General features: G+C 68.0%; 20 protein-coding genes and 1 pseudogene. 6 read left to right on the top strand and 15 right to left on the bottom strand.

Annotated elements, in window-relative coordinates; genetic code table 11:
- Positions 1–21: 21 nt before the first annotated feature.
- Complete coding sequence (locus HEP75_RS04105) at positions 22–840, bottom strand: cellulase (RefSeq protein ID WP_185825548.1); 819 nt, start codon at positions 838–840, stop codon at positions 22–24.
- Between the two features lie 324 nt (positions 841–1164).
- Here HEP75_RS04105 and HEP75_RS04100 point away from each other — a divergent pair.
- The 3 genes and pseudogenes from HEP75_RS04100 (at position 1165) to HEP75_RS04090 (ending at position 3312) form a co-directional block, all read left to right on the top strand.
- A pseudogene (locus HEP75_RS04100) lies at positions 1165–1793 on the top strand (DsbA family protein).
- A 74-nt stretch (positions 1794–1867) separates the two neighbouring features.
- Positions 1868–2809 carry a DegV family protein gene (locus tag HEP75_RS04095; RefSeq protein WP_185822246.1) on the top strand — a complete coding sequence of 314 codons (942 nt, stop codon included), beginning with the start codon at positions 1868–1870 and terminating at the stop codon, positions 2807–2809.
- 164 nt (positions 2810–2973) lie between these two features.
- Positions 2974–3312 (top strand): hypothetical protein, encoded by a 339-nt coding sequence (locus HEP75_RS04090; protein WP_185825547.1) that lies wholly within the window; start codon positions 2974–2976, stop codon positions 3310–3312.
- Positions 3313–3471: 159 nt separating this feature from the next.
- On the opposite strand, the gene HEP75_RS04085 is transcribed toward HEP75_RS04090, so the two are convergent.
- Entirely contained in the window at positions 3472–4401 is a 930-nt protein-coding gene (locus HEP75_RS04085) for a DMT family transporter (protein WP_185825546.1), read from the bottom strand.
- On the bottom strand, positions 4398–5189 hold the full coding sequence (locus tag HEP75_RS04080; protein ID WP_185825545.1) for a PhzF family phenazine biosynthesis protein: 792 nt from the start codon (positions 5187–5189) through the stop codon (positions 4398–4400). Before HEP75_RS04080 ends, HEP75_RS04085 begins: the two co-directional genes overlap by 4 nt.
- A 125-nt stretch (positions 5190–5314) precedes the next feature.
- Here HEP75_RS04080 and HEP75_RS04075 point away from each other — a divergent pair, with 125 nt between their 5' ends.
- A complete protein-coding gene (locus tag HEP75_RS04075; RefSeq protein ID WP_185825544.1) occupies positions 5315–6724 on the top strand; it encodes a PLP-dependent aminotransferase family protein in 1410 nt (469 codons plus the stop codon).
- Between the two features lie 141 nt (positions 6725–6865).
- On the opposite strand, the gene HEP75_RS04070 is transcribed toward HEP75_RS04075, so the two are convergent.
- The 10 genes from HEP75_RS04070 to HEP75_RS04025 all read right to left on the bottom strand — a co-directional run bounded on the left by HEP75_RS04070 (position 6866) and on the right by HEP75_RS04025 (position 13802).
- On the bottom strand, positions 6866–7582 hold the full coding sequence (locus HEP75_RS04070) for a DUF4386 domain-containing protein (RefSeq protein ID WP_185825543.1): 717 nt from the start codon (positions 7580–7582) through the stop codon (positions 6866–6868).
- A 45-nt stretch (positions 7583–7627) separates the two neighbouring features.
- Complete coding sequence (locus HEP75_RS04065) at positions 7628–8086, bottom strand: hypothetical protein (RefSeq protein WP_221899302.1); 459 nt, start codon at positions 8084–8086, stop codon at positions 7628–7630.
- A complete protein-coding gene (locus tag HEP75_RS04060; protein WP_185825542.1) occupies positions 8086–8301 on the bottom strand; it encodes a hypothetical protein in 216 nt (71 codons plus the stop codon). The genes HEP75_RS04065 and HEP75_RS04060 overlap by 1 nt, the downstream gene beginning before the upstream one ends.
- A 9-nt stretch (positions 8302–8310) precedes the next feature.
- Positions 8311–8607: a winged helix-turn-helix domain-containing protein gene (locus HEP75_RS04055; protein WP_255423993.1), complete on the bottom strand. Its 297-nt coding sequence runs from the start codon at positions 8605–8607 to the stop codon at positions 8311–8313.
- A 1171-nt stretch (positions 8608–9778) separates the two neighbouring features.
- A complete protein-coding gene (gene fghA, locus HEP75_RS04050; RefSeq protein WP_185825540.1) occupies positions 9779–10609 on the bottom strand; it encodes an S-formylglutathione hydrolase in 831 nt (276 codons plus the stop codon).
- Positions 10610–10716: 107 nt separating this feature from the next.
- Positions 10717–11289, bottom strand: coding sequence for an S-(hydroxymethyl)glutathione synthase (gene gfa, locus HEP75_RS04045; protein ID WP_185815276.1), 573 nt, complete (start codon positions 11287–11289; stop codon positions 10717–10719).
- A 69-nt stretch (positions 11290–11358) separates the two neighbouring features.
- Positions 11359–12468, bottom strand: coding sequence for an S-(hydroxymethyl)glutathione dehydrogenase/class III alcohol dehydrogenase (locus tag HEP75_RS04040; RefSeq protein WP_185815275.1), 1110 nt, complete (start codon positions 12466–12468; stop codon positions 11359–11361).
- Between the two features lie 43 nt (positions 12469–12511).
- Positions 12512–12787 (bottom strand): metal/formaldehyde-sensitive transcriptional repressor, encoded by a 276-nt coding sequence (locus tag HEP75_RS04035; RefSeq protein WP_145702911.1) that lies wholly within the window; start codon positions 12785–12787, stop codon positions 12512–12514.
- 112 nt (positions 12788–12899) lie between these two features.
- Entirely contained in the window at positions 12900–13379 is a 480-nt protein-coding gene (locus tag HEP75_RS04030; RefSeq protein WP_185825539.1) for a hypothetical protein, read from the bottom strand.
- 120 nt (positions 13380–13499) lie between these two features.
- Positions 13500–13802 (bottom strand): hypothetical protein, encoded by a 303-nt coding sequence (locus HEP75_RS04025; RefSeq protein WP_185825538.1) that lies wholly within the window; start codon positions 13800–13802, stop codon positions 13500–13502.
- Positions 13803–14017: 215 nt separating this feature from the next.
- Here HEP75_RS04025 and HEP75_RS04020 point away from each other — a divergent pair, with 215 nt between their 5' ends.
- The gene (locus HEP75_RS04020; protein ID WP_185815272.1) at positions 14018–14734 is read left to right on the top strand and encodes a response regulator; all 717 of its coding nucleotides are present in this window, start codon (positions 14018–14020) and stop codon (positions 14732–14734) included.
- The gene (locus tag HEP75_RS04015; RefSeq protein ID WP_185825537.1) at positions 14731–16281 is read left to right on the top strand and encodes an ATP-binding protein; all 1551 of its coding nucleotides are present in this window, start codon (positions 14731–14733) and stop codon (positions 16279–16281) included. The genes HEP75_RS04020 and HEP75_RS04015 overlap by 4 nt, the downstream gene beginning before the upstream one ends.
- Before the next feature lie 207 nt (positions 16282–16488).
- Here HEP75_RS04015 and HEP75_RS04010 read toward each other — a convergent pair whose 3' ends face one another.
- Together HEP75_RS04010 and HEP75_RS04005 are read right to left on the bottom strand one after the other, a co-directional pair.
- Complete coding sequence (locus HEP75_RS04010) at positions 16489–16737, bottom strand: hypothetical protein (protein ID WP_185815270.1); 249 nt, start codon at positions 16735–16737, stop codon at positions 16489–16491.
- 97 nt (positions 16738–16834) lie between these two features.
- Positions 16835–17041 carry a hypothetical protein gene (locus tag HEP75_RS04005; RefSeq protein WP_185815269.1) on the bottom strand — a complete coding sequence of 69 codons (207 nt, stop codon included), beginning with the start codon at positions 17039–17041 and terminating at the stop codon, positions 16835–16837.
- Positions 17042–17440: the final 399 nt, after the last annotated feature.

Here is a 17440-nt window from a genome sequence, read left to right as displayed (position 1 = left end):
GCCGTCGCTGCGGCGCGCGACTCAATGCGCGTCGATGGTCGCGCTGACCTTGGCCCAGCCGTTGCCGCGCACCACCTCGAAGCCGGCCTCGACCACATGCAGGTACAGCGCGTTGCTGTAACGGCCGTCCTTGCTGCGGTTGGCCTGCAGCCAGTTCAGGAACGGCTTGACGTCGACGTTGAGGTTGCCGCTGGTGGGCAGGTTGGGCTGGCCGGCGGTGCCGTGCGGGATGAACGTGTAGACGTAGTAGCCGGCGGCGCTGTTGTTGCCTTCCCACAGGTCGAAGGTATAGCCGCCGGCGCTGATCACGTTGCTGGCGCTGAGCGTGCCGATCGGCCAGGAGTTGTGCCCGCCCCAGATCATCACTTCCAGCTGCGGCACGCCCTTGCTGGTGTCGTGGCGGAAGAACAGGTCGTAGGCGAAATCGCCGCCCAGGTTGCTGCCGCCGGCGCTGTAGTTGAACTTGACCGGGATCGTGCTCAGCGACGACACCTGCCGTGGGAACAAGGTATCGCTGGTCGGATTCCAGTCGTAGTGCCAGCCGCGCACGATCGCCGGATACCCGTACAGGCTGGAGTTGGCGAAATTGAAGGTGACCCTCAGCTCCGGCGTGCTGCCGGTGCCGAAGGTGCCCTGGATGACGTTGTTGGGGTCGTTGAAATTGTTGACCCACGCATAGTGGTTGCCGAAGATCTTGTAAGGCCCGGCCAAGGCCAGCGGCGCGGCCGCCAGGCACGACACGGCGAACAAGGCTTGCAGCAGGCACCGGCGCAAGCGCGCGCGTGGCACGGCGGCGCGCAGCTGCGGTGCGGCGATCGGAGCGATCTGGACATCATGCATGTTCGGTTTCTCCCAAGAGGTCGGCAGGCACGGCAGCGGAGGTGCTGTCGCGGCGGACGCTAGCAAGAGAGGCGCGGCACGAGCTATGCGAAGAACGTCGAGCGGCATGCGCTGCGGCAATAGCGCCACGCGATCGCGACCGGCAGCGTGCGCGCGTTCCCAGTTCCCATACGCCATCGAGATCGGCGGCGACGCATTGTCTACCGCAGCGTCCAGCGTGCCGGTTGCAACACGTTCACGAACGCGGCATGCGCCGCAGTGCAACACGCTGCGCCGCAGACCGGCAGGCGAGTAAGCTGGCGCATCCCCGACCGGAGCCCGCTCATGCGCCTGCGCTGGTATTTCGATTTCGTCTCGCCGTTTTCCTATCTGCACTGGCACAAGCTCAAGGCGCTGCCCGAGTTCGCGCGGATCGAACCGGTGCGGATCGTGTTCGGCGCGGTGCTGCAGCATCTGCACACGCGCGGACCGGCGGAGATCCCGCACAAACGCAGCTTCACCTATCAGTTCGTGCAGTGGCAGGCGCAGCAGGAAGGCGTGCCGCTGCGGTTTCCGCCGGCGCATCCGTTCAACCCGCTGGCCGCGCTACGGCTGTGCATCGCCGCCGGTAGCACGCCGCAGGCGATCGACGCGCTGTTCGATTGGCTGTGGCGCGATGGCCATGCCGGCGACGATGCCGCCGCACTGGCGCCGGTTGCGCAGGCGCTGGGCATCGCCGATGCGGCCGCCGCCGTCGGCGATCCGCAGGTCAAGGCACGGTTGCGCGCAAATACCGAAAGGCGATCGCCGCGGGCGTGTTCGGCGTGCCGACGCTGCAGATCGGCGAGACCTTGCTCTGGGGCAACGATGCGCATCCGCTGATGCAAGCGCTATTGGCCGATCCGCGGCTGCTGCAGCGCGGCGAGATGGCGCGGCTGGCGGCGCTGCCGGTCGCCGTGCAGCGCGGCGGCTGAGCCGGCCGCGACGTCGCCAGGCGTCTGCGCTAACCTAGCCGGTACTGACGAGGCGCAACGCCGGAGGGGGCCAGATGCGTATCGGGATCGTGGTGGATTCTGCCTGCGACTTGCCGCAGGACTACATCGCAGACAACAACATCGTGTTGCTGCCGATCAGCGTGCGCATCGGCGAGGCGGTGCTGGCCGACCATCGCGACGAGGAAGCCACGCTCAGCTTCCTGCATGCGCACGTGGCCGAGCACGGCGCCGAAGCGGAGACCATTCCGTTCAGCGTGGCGCAGATCCGCGAGCTGTTCCTGAGCCGGCTGGTGATCGACTACGACCACGTGTTCTGCATGACCATCACCAAGACCCGCAGCCCGATCCACCAGCATGCGCTGCAGGCCAGTTTCGCCATCCTCAACGACTACAAGCCGATCCGGCAGGCCGCCGGGCACACCTCGCCGTTCGCGCTGCGGGTGATCGACACGCAGAACCTGTTCGCCGCGCAGGCGGTGACCGCGGTGGAGGCGGTACGCCTGCGCGCGGCCGGGGCCAGCGTGCAGGCGATCCGCGAACGGCTGGAGGAACTGGCCGGCAACGTGCACGGCTACATGATCACCCGCGACCTGTACTACATGCGCGCCCGCGCGCGCAGCAAGGGCGACCGCAGCGTCGGCCTGATCAGCGCCGCGCTCGGCACCGCGCTGGACATCAAGCCGGTGCTGCACGGCTATCGCGGCGAAACCGCGCCGGTGGCCAAGATCAAGGGCTTCGACGCCGCGGTGCAGAAGCTGTTCGAGTTCGTCGGCAAGCGCGTCGCCGCCGGGCTGATGACGCCGACGCTGTGCCTGAGCTACGGCGGCGAACTGAGCGAACTGCGCGCCCTGCCCGGCTACGCGGCACTGCGCCAGGTCTGTGAGGCGCACGCGGTGGAGGTGCTGGAGAGCGTGATGAGCCTGACTGGCATGGTCAACGTCGGCAAGGGCGCGCTCACCCTGGGTTTCGCCGATGGGCCGCATGCGTTCGCCTAGACGTTGCGGGCGGATCCTGTCGTTGTAGGAGCGGCTTCAGCCGCGACAGGTGCGATCGGCAGCTGGTCGCGGCTGAAGCCGCTCCTACAGGGATCGCAGCGTAGACAGCCCACTCACGACGCCGCCTGCTAGGCTGCGCCGCACCGCTCCACAGAGGAACCGCCATGGCCGTGACCTATTCGATCAGCTTGCCCGACCCTGCCCGCGCACGCGGCAGCGAGCCCTCGCTCAGCTTCAGCGCCAACGGCGCCGACGCCTTCGCCGAGCAGTTGCAGCAGGCCTTGAGCAGCCCCGCCTGGTTCGAGCGCTGGCGCGCGCTGCAGCCGGAACCGGACGACGTGGACCCGTCGCTGGGCGTGGTCGATGCAGCCGCCACGGTCAGCGGTAAGCAGGACGACCTGCGCATCGATCTGGTCGCCACCACCAGCATTCCCGGCGACATCCTCAAGCAACGCATGCGCCTGCTCGCCGGCAGCGGCTGGGAATTGCGCAACGTGCGTTGAGCGCATCGCCGCATGCCCGCGACGACGTGGATCGGATAGATCAGCCTTGGTGCAGGCGATGACACCTGTAGGAGCGACTTCAGTCGCGACAGGCCTTGCTGAAAAAGTCTGTCGCGGCTGAAGCCGCTCCTACAGTGCTTCGCCGACTGCAATGAGCATCTAGGGCACTACGCCGCCTGCCGCCGCGCCTGCGGCGCGCTGCGGCCAACGCCATTTCAGGTTCACCGCCAGCGTGCCAAGCACGATCAGCGCCAGGCCCAGCCATTGCACCGGCACCAGCCGGTGACCGTACAGCAGGAAGTCCAGCAGCAGGGTGACCAGCGGGTACACGAACGCCAGGATCGCGATCGTCGCCACGTGCAGGTGCCGGTAGGACGAGTAGAACAGCACGTAGACGATGCCGCTGTGGATCACCCCCAGGCCAACCAGCCACAGCCAGTGCATGCCGGTATGCAACGCGCTGCCGCTGGAAAATCCCGCCAGCAGCAGCGTGCCCACCCAGCACTGCACCGTCACCACCGCCAGCGGCCGCTCGCGGCTGATGCGCCGCGACATCAACAGCGACGCGCCGCACAGCAGCGCGGCCAGCAAGGTCAGCGCGATGCCGAGCAGGTAGCCGCGATCTGCGGTGTGCCAGAGCCGCGCCGGATCCGCCGAGCACGCCACGCCGACGAAGGCCAACAGCGTCCAGCCCAGGTCGCTGCGGCGCGTGCGCTCGCCTTGCAGCATCGCGGCCAGGAGCAGCATCACGAACGGGAACACGTGGTAGACCATCGTCGCCACGCCGATCGACGAGCGCGCCATGCCGGCGAACAGCGCCACCCAGTTCAGCACCAGCAGCACGCCGCTGATCGTGGCGTCGCGCAGCAGCCCGCGCTCGCGCCACAGCCCGCGCAGCTGGCCGCCGAGCAGCCCGCACACGGTGAGGAACAACGCGCCGAACAGGCAGCGGTAGAACACCGCGGTCACCGGGTCCTGCCCGCTCTCGTGCACGAACACGCCGACCGAGCCGATCAGCACTTCGGCCAGCAACAACTGCCACAGCGCGCGCCGCGTGGCGCCGGCGGGAACGGCGACGGCCGCGCTCACAATTCGATCGTCCCGTGCAGGTACTGCACCGCGCTGCCGCGGACATACACGTACTGCGTCTCGACCCGGCACCCGAGCTCACCGCCACGCGCCGAGGCCTGCAGCGCGGTCAACTGCGCCTTGCCCAGCGCCTGCGCCCACAACGGCGCCAGCGCGGCATGGATCGAGCCGGTCACCGGATCTTCGGCGCCGCCATTGGCCGGCCAGAAATAGCGCGACACGAAATCGTGGCCGCTGCCCGGCGCGGTTACCGCGACGTCGCGCGGCGCCAGCGCCAGCATTCGCGCCAGATCCGGCACCACCTCGCGCACCTGGCGCTCATCCGCATACACCGCGATGTACGCCTGCTGGTTGGCGTAGACCGCCTGCGGCGCGATCGACAAGGCATCGCGCAAGGCCTGCGGCACCGACGCCAACAAGGCCGGCGCCTGATTCGGAAAGCGCATCTCGAAACTGCCGTCGGCGAGCCGCTCCACACCGAGTTCGCCGACTGCGGCCGCACGCAAGCGCAGCGGGAACGGTGCCAGTTGCTGGGTGGCGATCACGAACGCACTGGCCAGCGTCGCATGGCCGCAGAAGCCGACTTCCTTCAGCGGCGAGAACCAGCGGATCGCGAACACGCCATCGGCATCGCGCACGAAGAACGCGGTCTCCGACAGGTTGTTCTCGCTGGCGATGGCCTGCATCAGCGCATCCGGCAGCCAGGCCTGCAGCGGCACCACCGCGGCGGGATTGCCCTTGAAGCGGACCGTGGTGAAGGCATCGACGACGAACACGGAAAGCGGCATGGCCGGCCTCGCAAACAATGGGAACGCCGACACGGTGGCCGGCACAGGACCAGTGTGCAGCGCCGTCCCCGACCAGTACAGATTCAGATACGCTGTAAGTGGACCGATACAGATGAGGCGCCCGCATGCTCTTGTACGAATCGCTCGCCGTGCAGCTGCGCGCGCAGATCGAGCGCGGCACGCTGCGCGCCGGCGAGCGCCTGCCGTCGATCCGGCAACTGGCCGCCAACCACGGCATCAGCACCGCCACCGCGGTGCAGGCCTGCCTGCAGCTGGAACGCGAAGGACGGGTGCAGGCGCGGCCGCGCTCGGGCTATTTCGTACGCACTGCAACGGAGTCATTGCCGCCGCTGCCGCCGCCGATTCGGCGGCGCACCCCGGGCATGGTCGACAACCCGGCGCTGCAAGGCGTGCTCGACATGCTCGCGCGCTCCGACCTGGTTCCGCTGCACACCGCCACCCCGGCACCGGCGCTGCTGCCGGCCGCGCACCTCGCCGCCGCGTTGGCGCGGCAGCTGCGCCGCCATCGCGCGGTCGCACTCGACTACGCGCCGCCGCAAGGCCACGCCGCGCTGCGCCGGCAGATCGCGCAGCGCTACGCGCACTGCGCCACCACGGTGGCGGCGGACGAAGTGGTGGTGACCGCCGGCGCGATGGAGGCGATCAGCCTGGCGTTGCGCACGCTGACCGCACCCGGCGACGTGGTGCTGGTGGAAACACCGACCTACCACGGCATCCTGCAGGCGGTCGCGGCGCTACGGTTGAAGGTGCTGGAAGTGCCCACCCGCGCCGGCCACGGCATCGACGCCGCGCGCCTGGACGCGCTGCTGCAACGCACCCCGGCGCGCGCGGCGGTGCTGGTGCCCAACTTCAACAATCCGCTCGGCAGCCTCACCCCCGACAACGCCAAGCGCGCCCTGCTCGACAGCTGCGCGCGCCACGGCACCGTGGTGATCGAGGACGACATCTACGGCGAGCTGGATTGGTCCGGGCAGCGCCCGCGTCCGCTGCGCCACTTCGATACCCACGGCAACGTGATCACCTGCGGCTCGTTCTCCAAGGTGCTGGCGCCGGGCCTGCGTGTGGGCTGGTTGCTCGGCGGCGAATGGACCGATGCGCTGGTTCGCGCCAAGTATTTCTCCACCGTCGGCGGCGCCAGCCTGCCGCAGCTGGCGCTGGCCGACTACCTGGCGCAGCACGACCTGGAACGGCACCTGCGCAAGCTGCGCCGCACCCTCGCCGACAACGGCCAGCGCCTGCGCGAGGCGATCGTGCGGCATTGGCCGGCCGGCACCCGGGTCGGCGATCCCGCCGGCGGGCTGTCGCTCTGGCTGCAGCTGGCCGACGGCGGCAGCGGCCAGGCGCTGTTCGAGGCGGCGCTGGCCGCAGGCATCGGCACCTCGCCCGGGCACCTGTATTCCAGCCGCGGCGACTACGCCGACCACCTGCGCCTGACCTGCGGCCAGCCGTGGAGCGAAACCCTGGAAAGCGCGATGCGACGACTGGGAACACTGGCCGCGCGGTTGCCGCGCTGAGCGCGTCCACGCAGCCAGGCACTCACCGCATCCGCGTCGACACAGTGCCAGGGCTTGCACAGGCCAAGCGCCTGCACTGCGGCAAGTCTGCCGAACAAGGACATGCCGCAACGGACCCGCGACAGGACCTGGCCGGAACGTCTACGGCACGGCGGCCCTGGCCTCCCATTGCCGCAGGTTGACGCCGCGAATCAACAGCCACAGGCAGAACGTCGTCTCGCCCACCAGCACCGGCAACAAAATGCCGGGGCCGAGCAGACGAGCGACCGCAGGCGCCAACAACGCTGCGAACGACGCCACCAGATAACTCAGGCCGGCCAGCACCATCAATGCGCCGACGAACCGGGGCAGGTAGCGCGAGCGCCAGATCAGCGTGCCACTGACCAGGCAGGCGGCGCCGAAGAAGATCAGCGCGATGTTGAAACCGACCTCATGGCCCAGCAATGCCAGCGAGGCCAACGCGACCGCCTGGTGCGGGTCAGCAGCCAACGCGTCAGCGGACGCCAGGGGCAGGACCAGCAGTTGGAACAGCTTGCTGACCGCCTCCACCGCAAGCGACGCCATGTTCAACAATACGAACAGCAGCGCCAGGCCCTTTCCGGCCGGCCGCAGCAACATGTATTCGATCCACAGCTGCACCACCGCGATCAGCGGCACGACTAGGTTCGCGGCCAGTCCCAGCTTCCATAGTTGCGCATGCTGCACGATGGCGTGGATCGTCGCCAGGTCGTCGCCGGGCACGACCAGGGCGTTCGTCACATAGCCCTCGGCCAGGCCGCCCAGGACGATCACGGCCAGATAAAGCGCGCCAGCCAGGCGCGCGTAGAACTGAGGGCGAGCTTGAATGTCGTAAACCATGAAGTGTCCCGCCGTTGCAGAGTTGCCAATGGAGCGAGGCGGCAGCTACCGCCAGCGGTCGCCGCGGGCGCGGATGAAGGTCGCGGCGACGTAACGCCACGGGATCACGATCGGGAAGACCACGACCAGCAGACAGGCCGAGAGCGTGGACCAGGTGCCGGCATCCATCTGCTCGTGCATCAGCCGCGGCGCTGCAACGACGCCGAGCCACACGAGCTTCCACACGATCTCGAACAGCAGCAGCGGCAGCATCTTGAGCGGGTAGCGAAGCCCGAGCACAGCCAGCAGCCCCATCGCGCCAAGCATGCACTGCACCACGCCCTCCATCAGTTCCCAGCCATCATGCCGCAGCACGATGCCCGGCCAGACCTGCACGCCCAGACCGATCGCGAGCAGCAGATAGCCGGCGCGCAGCGCGTAAAACCGCCACAGCGGCACCGCGTCGCGCTCGCGCCCAGGCGCGGTGCTGGCGGCAGCGATGGCGGGAGCTGGCTGGATCGCCATCACCCGACGTCCTTGAGAATCTTCTCGATGCCATCGAGGCGGGTACGGATGTCGCTCAGCGCAGCCTGGGTCTTCTCCGCCAGTACGCGATAGGCCTGGTTGTGATCGAGCTGCGCCTTGGCCTGCCGCACCGCAGCGAGATAGCGCATGCCGAAGATCAGCAGAACAGTGCCCAGCGGCAGGCAAATCGTCAAAAGGTACAGATGCTCCGACAAGGCCGTCTCCTATTTTTCCGTCTTGTCGGTCAGCGACATCGCTGCATCCGCAATGACCGAGGGTGAAAGTTCGAGTCGAAAGGCGCTGACCTCGAAGTAGTTGAGCGCCTTTCCGTCGTGCGACAGCTCGAGCTGGCTGGTCACCAGACCGGCGGCCTCGAGTTTGTTCAGATGCAAATGCAATAGCGGCCGGCTGATGCCGACGTCCCGCGCCAAGCTGCTGATGTAATTGCGGCCACCGGTTTGCAGCGCCGCGATGATCCTCAGCCGGTGCGGGTTGTCGAGCGCCGAAAGGATCGCCAGCAATCGATCCCCTGTCGTCTCTGCCTCCCTTTTCATGCGTAAGAAATATCTGACAGGTTACGGCGTGTCAAGCCTCGCCGCAGGCGGCGCGCACGAGCGCGATGCCCGAATGGGAGGCCATGAGGCGATTGGACGCGCGCGCACTCGCCACACGAGGCACTGCATCATGCGGATGCATCAGCGAGGCCGCTGCGGCCACGCCCCTGCAGCGTGCGCGCGGCATGCTGCAACCTCCCGCGCGCGTCGGCGCGCTCTCGTCGGCGCATCGGCATCACAGACGCCGGCCTTCCAGTCACAGCGACGAGATCGGCCAGATGCGGCCGACTGGCAGCCCGCCGCGCAGCGCGCCTCTTCGGAACCGACGATGCGGCCGCCGCACAGAGCCGTCAGCGGCCATGCCATGCGAACGAATGGCGCCATGCTCACTGCCAGGGCGGAATGGTGCGCAGGAATGCCCAAGGTGCCGGTCAGCCGCAGCGATCGCGCCCGGCGTCGAACGATGCCGTCGCTGCGGCGCTCGATAACGGAGTGTGGACGCGGGCACCGCCGTCCAAGCGCGGTCCGATCTACGGCGTCGCCGCGCCGATCGCCAGCGCTGCGCAAGCGCCGAACAAGGTGCAGGCGAGCATGGCCCGCGCGCTGAGCGGACTGCGCCAGCGTTGCCGCGAGAACAGCGATGCAGGTTTGCGGCAAGCGAGCATGGCGCGACTCCAGTCCCGGAAGACACGATGGCGAAGGCCGAGGAATCTAGCGGCACGCCGTCTCAGCCGACGCGACGGCAATCGCACAACCGCGCATTGGACGATGCGCCGTGCATTTGTTTACGAGCAGCGCCGGCACCCGAGTGGAATCGACATGCAACTGCCATTGCGCCGTTATCGTGCGGCAGCGATCGCGATGATCCGGTGGCGGCGGGAGCCGGCCAGTGCCGGCATGCCAGCGGCACCGCAAGACGGCGCCAGCGCGGTTCTCTGTCTACTGACAGGCAACGCAACCTTGTAGGAGCGACTTCAGTCGCGAAGGGCCTTACCGGGTAGAGCCCGTCGCGACTGAAGTCGCTCCCACAATGATGCCCAGGCATGTACCCCGCCATCGCTTCCGATGCGGAGCATGCTGCGCTAACGCATGCAACCGCCGGCGCCCGGCATGACCGGGACACCGCCGCGTTGCGAACTCAATCCTGCAGCGCGCGCGCGTGGTGGGCGATGTGCTCGCCGATGAAGCTGCCGATGAAGTAGTAGCTGTGGTCGTAGCCGGGCTGCAGGCGCAGCGTCAGCGGATAGCCGGCGGCATCGGCCGCGGCCTGCAGCAACTGCGGCTGCAACTGCTTGTCGAGGAACTCGTCGCCGCCGCCCTGGTCGATCAGCAACGGCAGGCGCTCGCTGGCCTCGGCGATCAGCGCGGTGGCGTCGTAGGCCTTCCAGCTGGCGCGGTCGTCGCCGAGATACGCCGAAAACGCCTTCTCGCCCCACGGCACCTGCGACGGCGCCACGATCGGCGAGAACGCCGACACGCTGCGATAGCGGCCCGGATTCTTCAGCGCGATCACCAGCGCGCCGTGGCCGCCCATGGAGTGGCCGCTGATCGCGCGCCGCCCGTTGTGCGGGAACTGCGCTTCGATCAGCGCGGGCAGCTCCTGCACTATGTAGTCGTACATGCGGTAGTGCTTGGCCCACGGCTCGCGGGTCGCGTTGACGTAGAAACCGGCGCCCTTGCCCAGGTCGTAGCCCTCGGCATCGGCGACATCGTCGCCGCGCGGGCTGGTGTCCGGCGCGACCAGGACCACCCCGTGCTCGGCGGCGTAGCGCTGCGCGCCGGCCTTGGTGATGAAATTCTGCTCGGTGCAGGTGAGCCCGCTGAGCCAGTACAGCACCGGCAGCGTGGCGTGTTCGGCCTGCGGCGGCAGGTACACGGCCACGTTCATCGTGCAGCCGAGCACGGCCGAGTCGTGGCGATAGACGTCCTGCCAGCCGCCGCAGCAGGCATGGTGTTCGATGCGTTCCATGAAAGGGATCCCGAAGAGGGGGGAGGCGGCCGGGCAAACGCCGGCCGCCTCCGGAGACGCCGCCGCGACGCGCCGCCAGGGCGGCACGCCGCGGGGAGCGACAGGCTTTACTGGAGCACGCCGTTCTTGCGCGCGACGTGGGTGGAAATTGCGTCCATCAACGCCGGCGACAGGCAGTCGTACGGCTCCAACTTCAGCTCGCGCAGCCGGCTGCGCACGCCGTCCATCGCTTCCGGGCGGGTGCCGCTCTCGATGATCGAGGACACGAACGCGGCGAAGCCCGGCGCCGACCAACCCTGCTGCGGCGACAGCTCGGTATGCACGAAGTCCAGGCCGTAGAACGGATGCTCGGTGTTCTCGATGCGCCCGTACAGGTGCACGCCGCAGCCGGTGCAGGCATGGCGCCGGATCGTCGCGCTGTCGTCGACGACCTTCAACTTCTCCTCGTGCGCGGTGACCTTGACCTTGTCGCGGCCCACCACCGCCACCACCGAGAAGGTCGCCCCTTTCGGCTTCCAGCACTTGGTGCAGCCGCAGGCGTGGTTGTGCGCGGTCTGCGCTCCCACGTCCACGGTGACCTTGTCGCTGGCGCAGTGGCATTCCAGCGTGCCGCCCTGGAAATTCTCTGCGCCTGCGCGCACACCACCGTCCACCGACGGATGAATCGTTACGGTACTCATCATGCCCCTCCCGGGTTTGTCGCGTACCTGCATGCGCGGAATCGGCCGCGCGCCGGACTGACCGTCAGGTCAGAAATGGATCACGGTGCGGATCGACTTGCCTTCGTGCATCAGGTGGAAGGCTTCGTTGATCTCTTCGAGCGGCATGGTGTGGGTGATGAACGGATCCAGATCGATCTCGCCATGCATCGCCTGCTCCACCATGCCCGGCAATTGGGTGCGGCCCTTGACGCCGCCGAACGCGCTGCCGCGCCACACGCGGCCGGTGACCAGCTGGAACGGACGCGTGCTGATCTCCTGGCCGGCGCCGGCCACGCCGATGATGACGCTCTCGCCCCAGCCCTTGTGGCAGCACTCCAGCGCCGAGCGCATCACGTGCACGTTGCCGATGCACTCGAAGCTGAAATCCACGCCGCCATCGGTCAGCTCGACGATGACTTCCTGGATCGGCTTGTCGTAGTCCTTCGGGTTGATGCAATCGGTGGCGCCCATGCTGCGCGCCAGATCGAACTTGCCCGGGTTGGTGTCGATGGCCAGGATGCGCCCGGCCTTGGCCTGCACCGCGCCCTGGATCACCGCCAGGCCGATGCCGCCCAGGCCGAACACGGCCACCGAGTCGCCCGGCTTGACCTTGGCGGTGTTGTGCACCGCGCCGATACCGGTGGTGACGCCGCAGCCGAGCAGGCACACCTTCTCCAGCGGCGCCTCCGGATTCACCACCGCCAGCGAGATCTCCGGCACCACGGTGTATTCGCTGAAGGTGCTGCAGCCCATGTAGTGGAAGATCGGCTGGCCGTTGTAGGAGAAGCGGGTGGTGCCGTCGGGCATCAGGCCCTTGCCCTGGGTGGCGCGCACCGCCTGGCACAGGTTGGTCTTGCCGGACAGGCAGAACTTGCACTTGCGGCATTCGGCCGTGTACAGCGGGATCACGTGGTCGCCGACCTTGACGCTGGTCACGCCCTCGCCGATCGCCTCGACGATGCCGCCGCCTTCATGGCCAAGCACGGCGGGAAAGATGCCTTCCGGATCGTCGCCGGACAGCGTGAACGCATCGGTATGGCAGACGCCGGTGTGGGTGATGCGGACCAGCACCTCGCCCTGGCGCGGCGGTTCGACGTCGATCTCCACGATCTGCAGCGGCTGGCCGGCTTCGAAAGCGACGGCGGCACGGGATTTCATGAGGTTTCTCCTGGAAGAACGGGTTGGGTCGTGGGGTTCGGGATCACTTGAGGTAGGAACGGACCAGCATGCCCATCTCGCGCACGCGCGCGGCGCGCTGCGTGTCCGAGGCGGCGGCGTGGCCGAATTCTTCGCGGATATGCGCCTGCATCACTTCCGACATCAGGCCGTTGACCGCGCCGCGGATCGCGGCGATCTGCTGCAGCACCGCGGCGCAATCGGCGCCGCCTTCCAGCGCGCGCTCCAGCGCCTCGGTCTGTCCGCGCACGCGGCGGATGCGGGCCAGGACGCGTTTCTTCTCGTGGGGCGTATGCGGCATGCGGGACCTAGGAACTATACTGGGGGACAGTATATTCCCCTGCCCGAAAAAGAAAACGCCCCCGCCGTCCCGGATCGGGACGACGCGGGCATGCGGCACCTGGCCGCAGGACTCAGCGTTGGGCGGGCGGCGCCGCCGGGGGAGGCGCGGCGCCGTCCTGCGGCGGGCCGCGCCACGGCGGTGGGGTCACGCCCTTGCCGCGCAGACAGGCGTCGAGCTTGGCGAAATTGGCGCGCATCGCCGGGTCCGGCTTGGAGCCTGGCGCCCGCGTGGCCGCAGCGGCCGCAGCGGCCGGGGCGTCGTCCGCGCCGGCAGCGGCCGGCGGCGGACCCGGCGGACGTCCATGCGGCGGCAGCGGCAGCCCGAGTTCGCGCGCGCAGGACTGCACCGCGGCCTCGAACGCCGGGTCGCGCGGCGGCGGCTGATCGTGGCCCGGTCCCCCGCCCACTCCGTGACCGGGGCCGTGATGCGGCCCGCCATCCGGCGGCGGCGGCGGCGCGGCGGGTCCACCGACACAGACGGTGACGCAGCCGCTCAGCGCGGCACTCAACACTAGGGTCAGCGCCCCTTTGGCGACTCGATGCGATGTCATGCTAGGCATGCCTCCTCCTGATGGCGGGGTGGTGAAAATAGGCAATGGACGCGGTGCGCCGACGGCGCCGCGCCCGCTCCCCGCGACACGCTCGCCAATGCATCCACGTACGGCATCGTTTCATGCCGATATCGCGTGCCGTTGTCGCCGCGCGACACGTGGGAAAGCGCGCTTGCCGAGCACGACGCACGCAGCGCAGCGCCGCTCGGCCGCCGACTGCGGCGCAACCGCAGACACCGCGCCGGCGTCGGAAAGCTCATGGCAGCGACGCGCCGCATCGGCCGCCTTGGCAGGCGCCGACTCGGTCAGCACCGCGACCTGGAAGCGCGCCGCGAAAGCCGCGTCGTTATGGCAGAAATAGCGGTGCGCGATCGAGGCGCGCGGCAATGCCGACGCCCGCTGACGCCGGCTTGATGCCGCCATGGTCGGCTGCGAGGCGCCGGCGCGTTAGCGTTTTGTGTCAACGCATGGCTGAATACGACACAAACCCGCCATGAGGCCACCGTCGCCACTCCCTATCATGGCGCCGCGATCATGCGCCCGCTTGCTTCCGGCAGCGACGGCCTGCCCGCACCAGTTACCGGCGGCAGCGGCCGCGTCTAGACTGGCTGTACTCCGAGCGGCCGCCCTTCAAGATCATGGATATGCAATCCTTCATTCTGGTAGTCGACGACGACCCCGATCTGCGCCGGCTCATCAGCGAGTTCCTGCAAGAGCACGGCTACCAGGTGGAAGCTGCCGAGAATGTCGCGGACATGCGCCGGCTGATGGCGATACGCCAGCCCGACCTGGTGATCCTGGACGTGATGATGCCCGGCGAAGACGGCCTCAGCGCCGCCCGGCAGCTGGCCAGCGAGCGCGGTGCGCCGGCGGTGATCATGCTCAGCGCGCTGGGCAGCGACACCGACCGCATCATCGGCCTGGAAGTGGGCGCCGACGACTATCTGGCCAAGCCATGCAATCCGCGCGAACTGCTGGCGCGGGTGCGCGCGCTGCTGCGCCGCAGCCAGGCGGCGTCGCTGCCGCCGGAAGCGCGCGGCAACGTCTACGAATTCGCTGGCTGGCGCCTGGACGTGATCCGCCGCGACCTGCGCGATCCCACCGGCATCTTCATCAACCTCTCCGACGGCGAATTCGCCCTGCTGCGCACCTTCGTCGAGCATCCGCAGCGGGTGCTCAGCCGCGACCAGTTGCTCGACTACGCGCGCGGCCGCGACACCGAAGTCTACGACCGCGCCATCGACAGCCAGATCAGCCGCCTGCGGCGCAAGATCAACGAACGCGTGCAGACCGAACTGATCCGCACCGTGCGCAACGAGGGCTACATGCTGCTGCCGAGCGTCGCCCGGCTGTGAGCGCGCCCAAGCAGCGGGGCCGCCGCGGCGTCTCGATCTTCGCCCGCACCTTCCTGCTGCTGCTGGCCGCCCTGCTGACCGCACAGCTGATCGGCATCGCCCTGCTGGTGTTGCGCACGCCGGTCTACGAAATGCCGGTGCATCCGCCGGAAGTGATCGCGCTGCTGACCACGAAGATGCCGGCCGGCACGCAGACGTTGAAAGTGCACGACGCCAAGCAGGCGCCGTTGCCCGCGCCGGGACAGGTGCGCGACCGTTTCGCCGAGTTCATGCTCACCAATTGGCTGGACGTGGCGCCGGAGCGGGTGCGCTTCTACCGCAGCAGCGACGAGAAGCTGCCCAACCCGAATTTCTCGCCGGAAGAACGCAACCGCCTGCGGCCGCGCTCCGGACCGCCCGGCGACGCGCGCTTCCTGCACGATGGACCGCCGCCGTTCGCAGATCCCGGCGTGCCGCCGCAGGCGCCCTTCGACAGCGAAGCCGACGCGCAACAGCCGCCACCGGCACCACCGGGCGAGGCCAATCCTGACGCGTTCGGCAGCGCGATGCGCGCGGCGGGTTCGCGCTGGCGCGAGCGCGGGCTGGCCCCGGCGTCGCCGCTGCTGGGCGGCTTCACCGCCGCACTGCAGCAACCCGATGGCCGCTGGCGCAGCGTGGTATCGCCGCCGCGACGCTTCTCCACCGCGTTCAAGACCCAGGTCGCGCTGCTGTTCGTCGCCGGCCTGCTGGCGATGCTGCCGCTGGCGTGGTGGTTCTCGCGCGCGCTGGCCGCACCGATCAAGCGTTTCGCCGAAGCCGCCGACCGGCTCGGCCGCAATCCCGATGCGGAGCCGCTGCAGCGCAGCGGCCCCAGCGAAATCGTGCAGGCCGCTGACTCGTTCAACGCCATGCAGGCGCGCCTGAACCGCCTGATCAACGAGCGCACGCACATGGTCGCGGCGATCGCCCACGACCTGCGCACCCCGCTGGCGCGCCTGGCGTTCCGCCTGGAAGGCCTGCAGCCGCCGCTGCGCGACAAGACCATCGCCGACATCGACGAGATGAAGGCGATGATCTCCGCCGCGCTGGACTTCATCCACAACGACAGCCGCCGCGGCACCCGCGCACCGCTGGATTTCCGCCTATTGGTGGAGAGCGTGGTCGACGACGCCAGCGACACCGGCGCCGAGGCGAGCTTCGTCGCCGGCCAAGCCATCACCCTCGATGGCGATCCGTTGTCGCTGCGGCGGATGGTGATGAACCTGCTTGAGAACGCACTGAAGTACGGCAAGCGCGCGCGCCTGCAACTGCACCGCGACGGCGCCGACTGCGTGCTGTGGATCGACGACGACGGCCCCGGCATCGACCCGACCCAGCACGAGCAACTGTTCCTGCCGTTCTTCCGCGGCGAGAACTCGCGCAACCGCGACACCGGCGGCATCGGTCTGGGCCTGTCGGTGGCGCACAGCATCGCGCTCGCCCACGGCGGCGAAATCACCCTGACCAACCGCTCCGAAGGCGGGTTGCGGGTGTGTGTGGAGTTGCCGTGCCAGGCGGCGACTGTCTAAGACAGCGACAGCATTACGGGGCCACGGAGTGTGGTGCAACATCGGCGCGACAGGATGCACGAGCCGATACCCAGGCTCCGTTGCAGTTCCAGCAAGCGTGCGCTCCCCCACCCCCGATACCGTGCACACGGCAAAAATCATCGGCCTTGAGGGCTTTGGCGCCTGAATCAAGCCGAGCCGCGAAGCGGCTTCGGCCTGAATAGACCATCAGGTTTCTGCGTCCAATTGATGAATGTAGAGCTTTTTCGCGTGTGGCCGGACATCCAAGAAATACTGAGTGTCGCAACCCCTGCAGCTAGCGGGATGATCTTCATCACTTCCCCGCTGGCTATCCAGCGCCACAGCCACTATCGGGTAACCACATTGCATGCAGCAAAAGGCTAGATGGTCGCCATCGGAATCAGCAGCGATCACGATGCCGTACGCGTCCATTATCAGAAAGTCAGTAATCGTCATGATTCCACAGAATCCTTGATATCCTCAGCGCCTGAGCCCAATACCCGAGTTGGACCGCGCCATAAGCAGCCTCGGCTTGAACGGATTGTCCGGGGGGTCACTTGTCTTGTCCAATCCAGAGGCGATTGCCGTCCGGATCCTCAATCCGAAACTCGGTCATGTCGCAGAACGTCTTGTCTGCATCCGGGACGTCCAGGCCGTTCTTGCACGCACGCCTGTGGAAATCCTGCAAGTTCTCCGTATAGAGATAGATGACAGAAATCCGGGGAATGTCTGGATGAAGATTGATGGATTGATCGACCATGAGCCGGCATTCGCCACAATAAGGCATGGCCCAGCCCCAGTCGTCGTTCCGGCTCTCAACCGAGAGCCGAGCTTCTCGTAGAACTCGACGCTCGCCGGCATGCTTGCAACGGGCTGCATTGGAACGAGACGCTTGAGACTCATATGAACCCTCCTCGATGGATTGCAGGACTCCAGGCCAGGAGAGGCCAACCAATCAGTGTCGCAACGCGCGCCCGGCCCTGACCAGGCAGACACCCACCAACAACATTCCGACGCCTACGCTCAGTGGTACTAACGGCTCAAACACGCCCTCTGGCGGATCGACAATGGCCGTTAGAACGCGAACCATCTGGAAAGCCCCAAGCAACGCCGCGATGGTCCCCGCCAGCAGGGCAAGAGCCGCCGCAAGCCTTCGTAG

Origin of the sequence: Xanthomonas sp. SI (assembly GCF_014236855.1) — a bacterium.
GTDB lineage: Bacteria > Pseudomonadota > Gammaproteobacteria > Xanthomonadales > Xanthomonadaceae > Xanthomonas_A.
Note: the sequence above shows the minus strand (reverse complement) of the source record. Positions and strands in the feature narration are given on the sequence as shown.

Bases quoted from the DNA above. Each gene is read 5' to 3' on its own strand.
- HEP75_RS04105 (WP_185825548.1), bottom strand. From the start codon at position 840: ATGCATGATGTCCAGATCGCTCCGATCGCCGCACCGCAGCTGCGCGCC.
- HEP75_RS04095 (WP_185822246.1), top strand. From the start codon at position 1,868: ATGCGTATCGGGATCGTGGTGGATTCTGCCTGCGACTTGCCGCAGGAC.
- HEP75_RS04090 (WP_185825547.1), top strand. From the start codon at position 2,974: ATGGCCGTGACCTATTCGATCAGCTTGCCCGACCCTGCCCGCGCACGC.
- HEP75_RS04080 (WP_185825545.1), bottom strand. From the start codon at position 5,189: ATGCCGCTTTCCGTGTTCGTCGTCGATGCCTTCACCACGGTCCGCTTC.
- HEP75_RS04075 (WP_185825544.1), top strand. From the start codon at position 5,315: ATGCTCTTGTACGAATCGCTCGCCGTGCAGCTGCGCGCGCAGATCGAG.
- HEP75_RS04070 (WP_185825543.1), bottom strand. From the start codon at position 7,582: ATGGTTTACGACATTCAAGCTCGCCCTCAGTTCTACGCGCGCCTGGCT.
- HEP75_RS04065 (WP_221899302.1), bottom strand. From the start codon at position 8,086: ATGGCGATCCAGCCAGCTCCCGCCATCGCTGCCGCCAGCACCGCGCCT.
- fghA (WP_185825540.1), bottom strand. From the start codon at position 10,609: ATGGAACGCATCGAACACCATGCCTGCTGCGGCGGCTGGCAGGACGTC.
- gfa (WP_185815276.1), bottom strand. From the start codon at position 11,289: ATGAGTACCGTAACGATTCATCCGTCGGTGGACGGTGGTGTGCGCGCA.
- HEP75_RS04040 (WP_185815275.1), bottom strand. From the start codon at position 12,468: ATGAAATCCCGTGCCGCCGTCGCTTTCGAAGCCGGCCAGCCGCTGCAG.
- HEP75_RS04035 (WP_145702911.1), bottom strand. From the start codon at position 12,787: ATGCCGCATACGCCCCACGAGAAGAAACGCGTCCTGGCCCGCATCCGC.
- HEP75_RS04030 (WP_185825539.1), bottom strand. From the start codon at position 13,379: ATGACATCGCATCGAGTCGCCAAAGGGGCGCTGACCCTAGTGTTGAGT.
- HEP75_RS04025 (WP_185825538.1), bottom strand. From the start codon at position 13,802: ATGGCGGCATCAAGCCGGCGTCAGCGGGCGTCGGCATTGCCGCGCGCC.
- HEP75_RS04020 (WP_185815272.1), top strand. From the start codon at position 14,018: ATGGATATGCAATCCTTCATTCTGGTAGTCGACGACGACCCCGATCTG.
- HEP75_RS04010 (WP_185815270.1), bottom strand. From the start codon at position 16,737: ATGACGATTACTGACTTTCTGATAATGGACGCGTACGGCATCGTGATC.
- HEP75_RS04005 (WP_185815269.1), bottom strand. From the start codon at position 17,041: ATGGTCGATCAATCCATCAATCTTCATCCAGACATTCCCCGGATTTCT.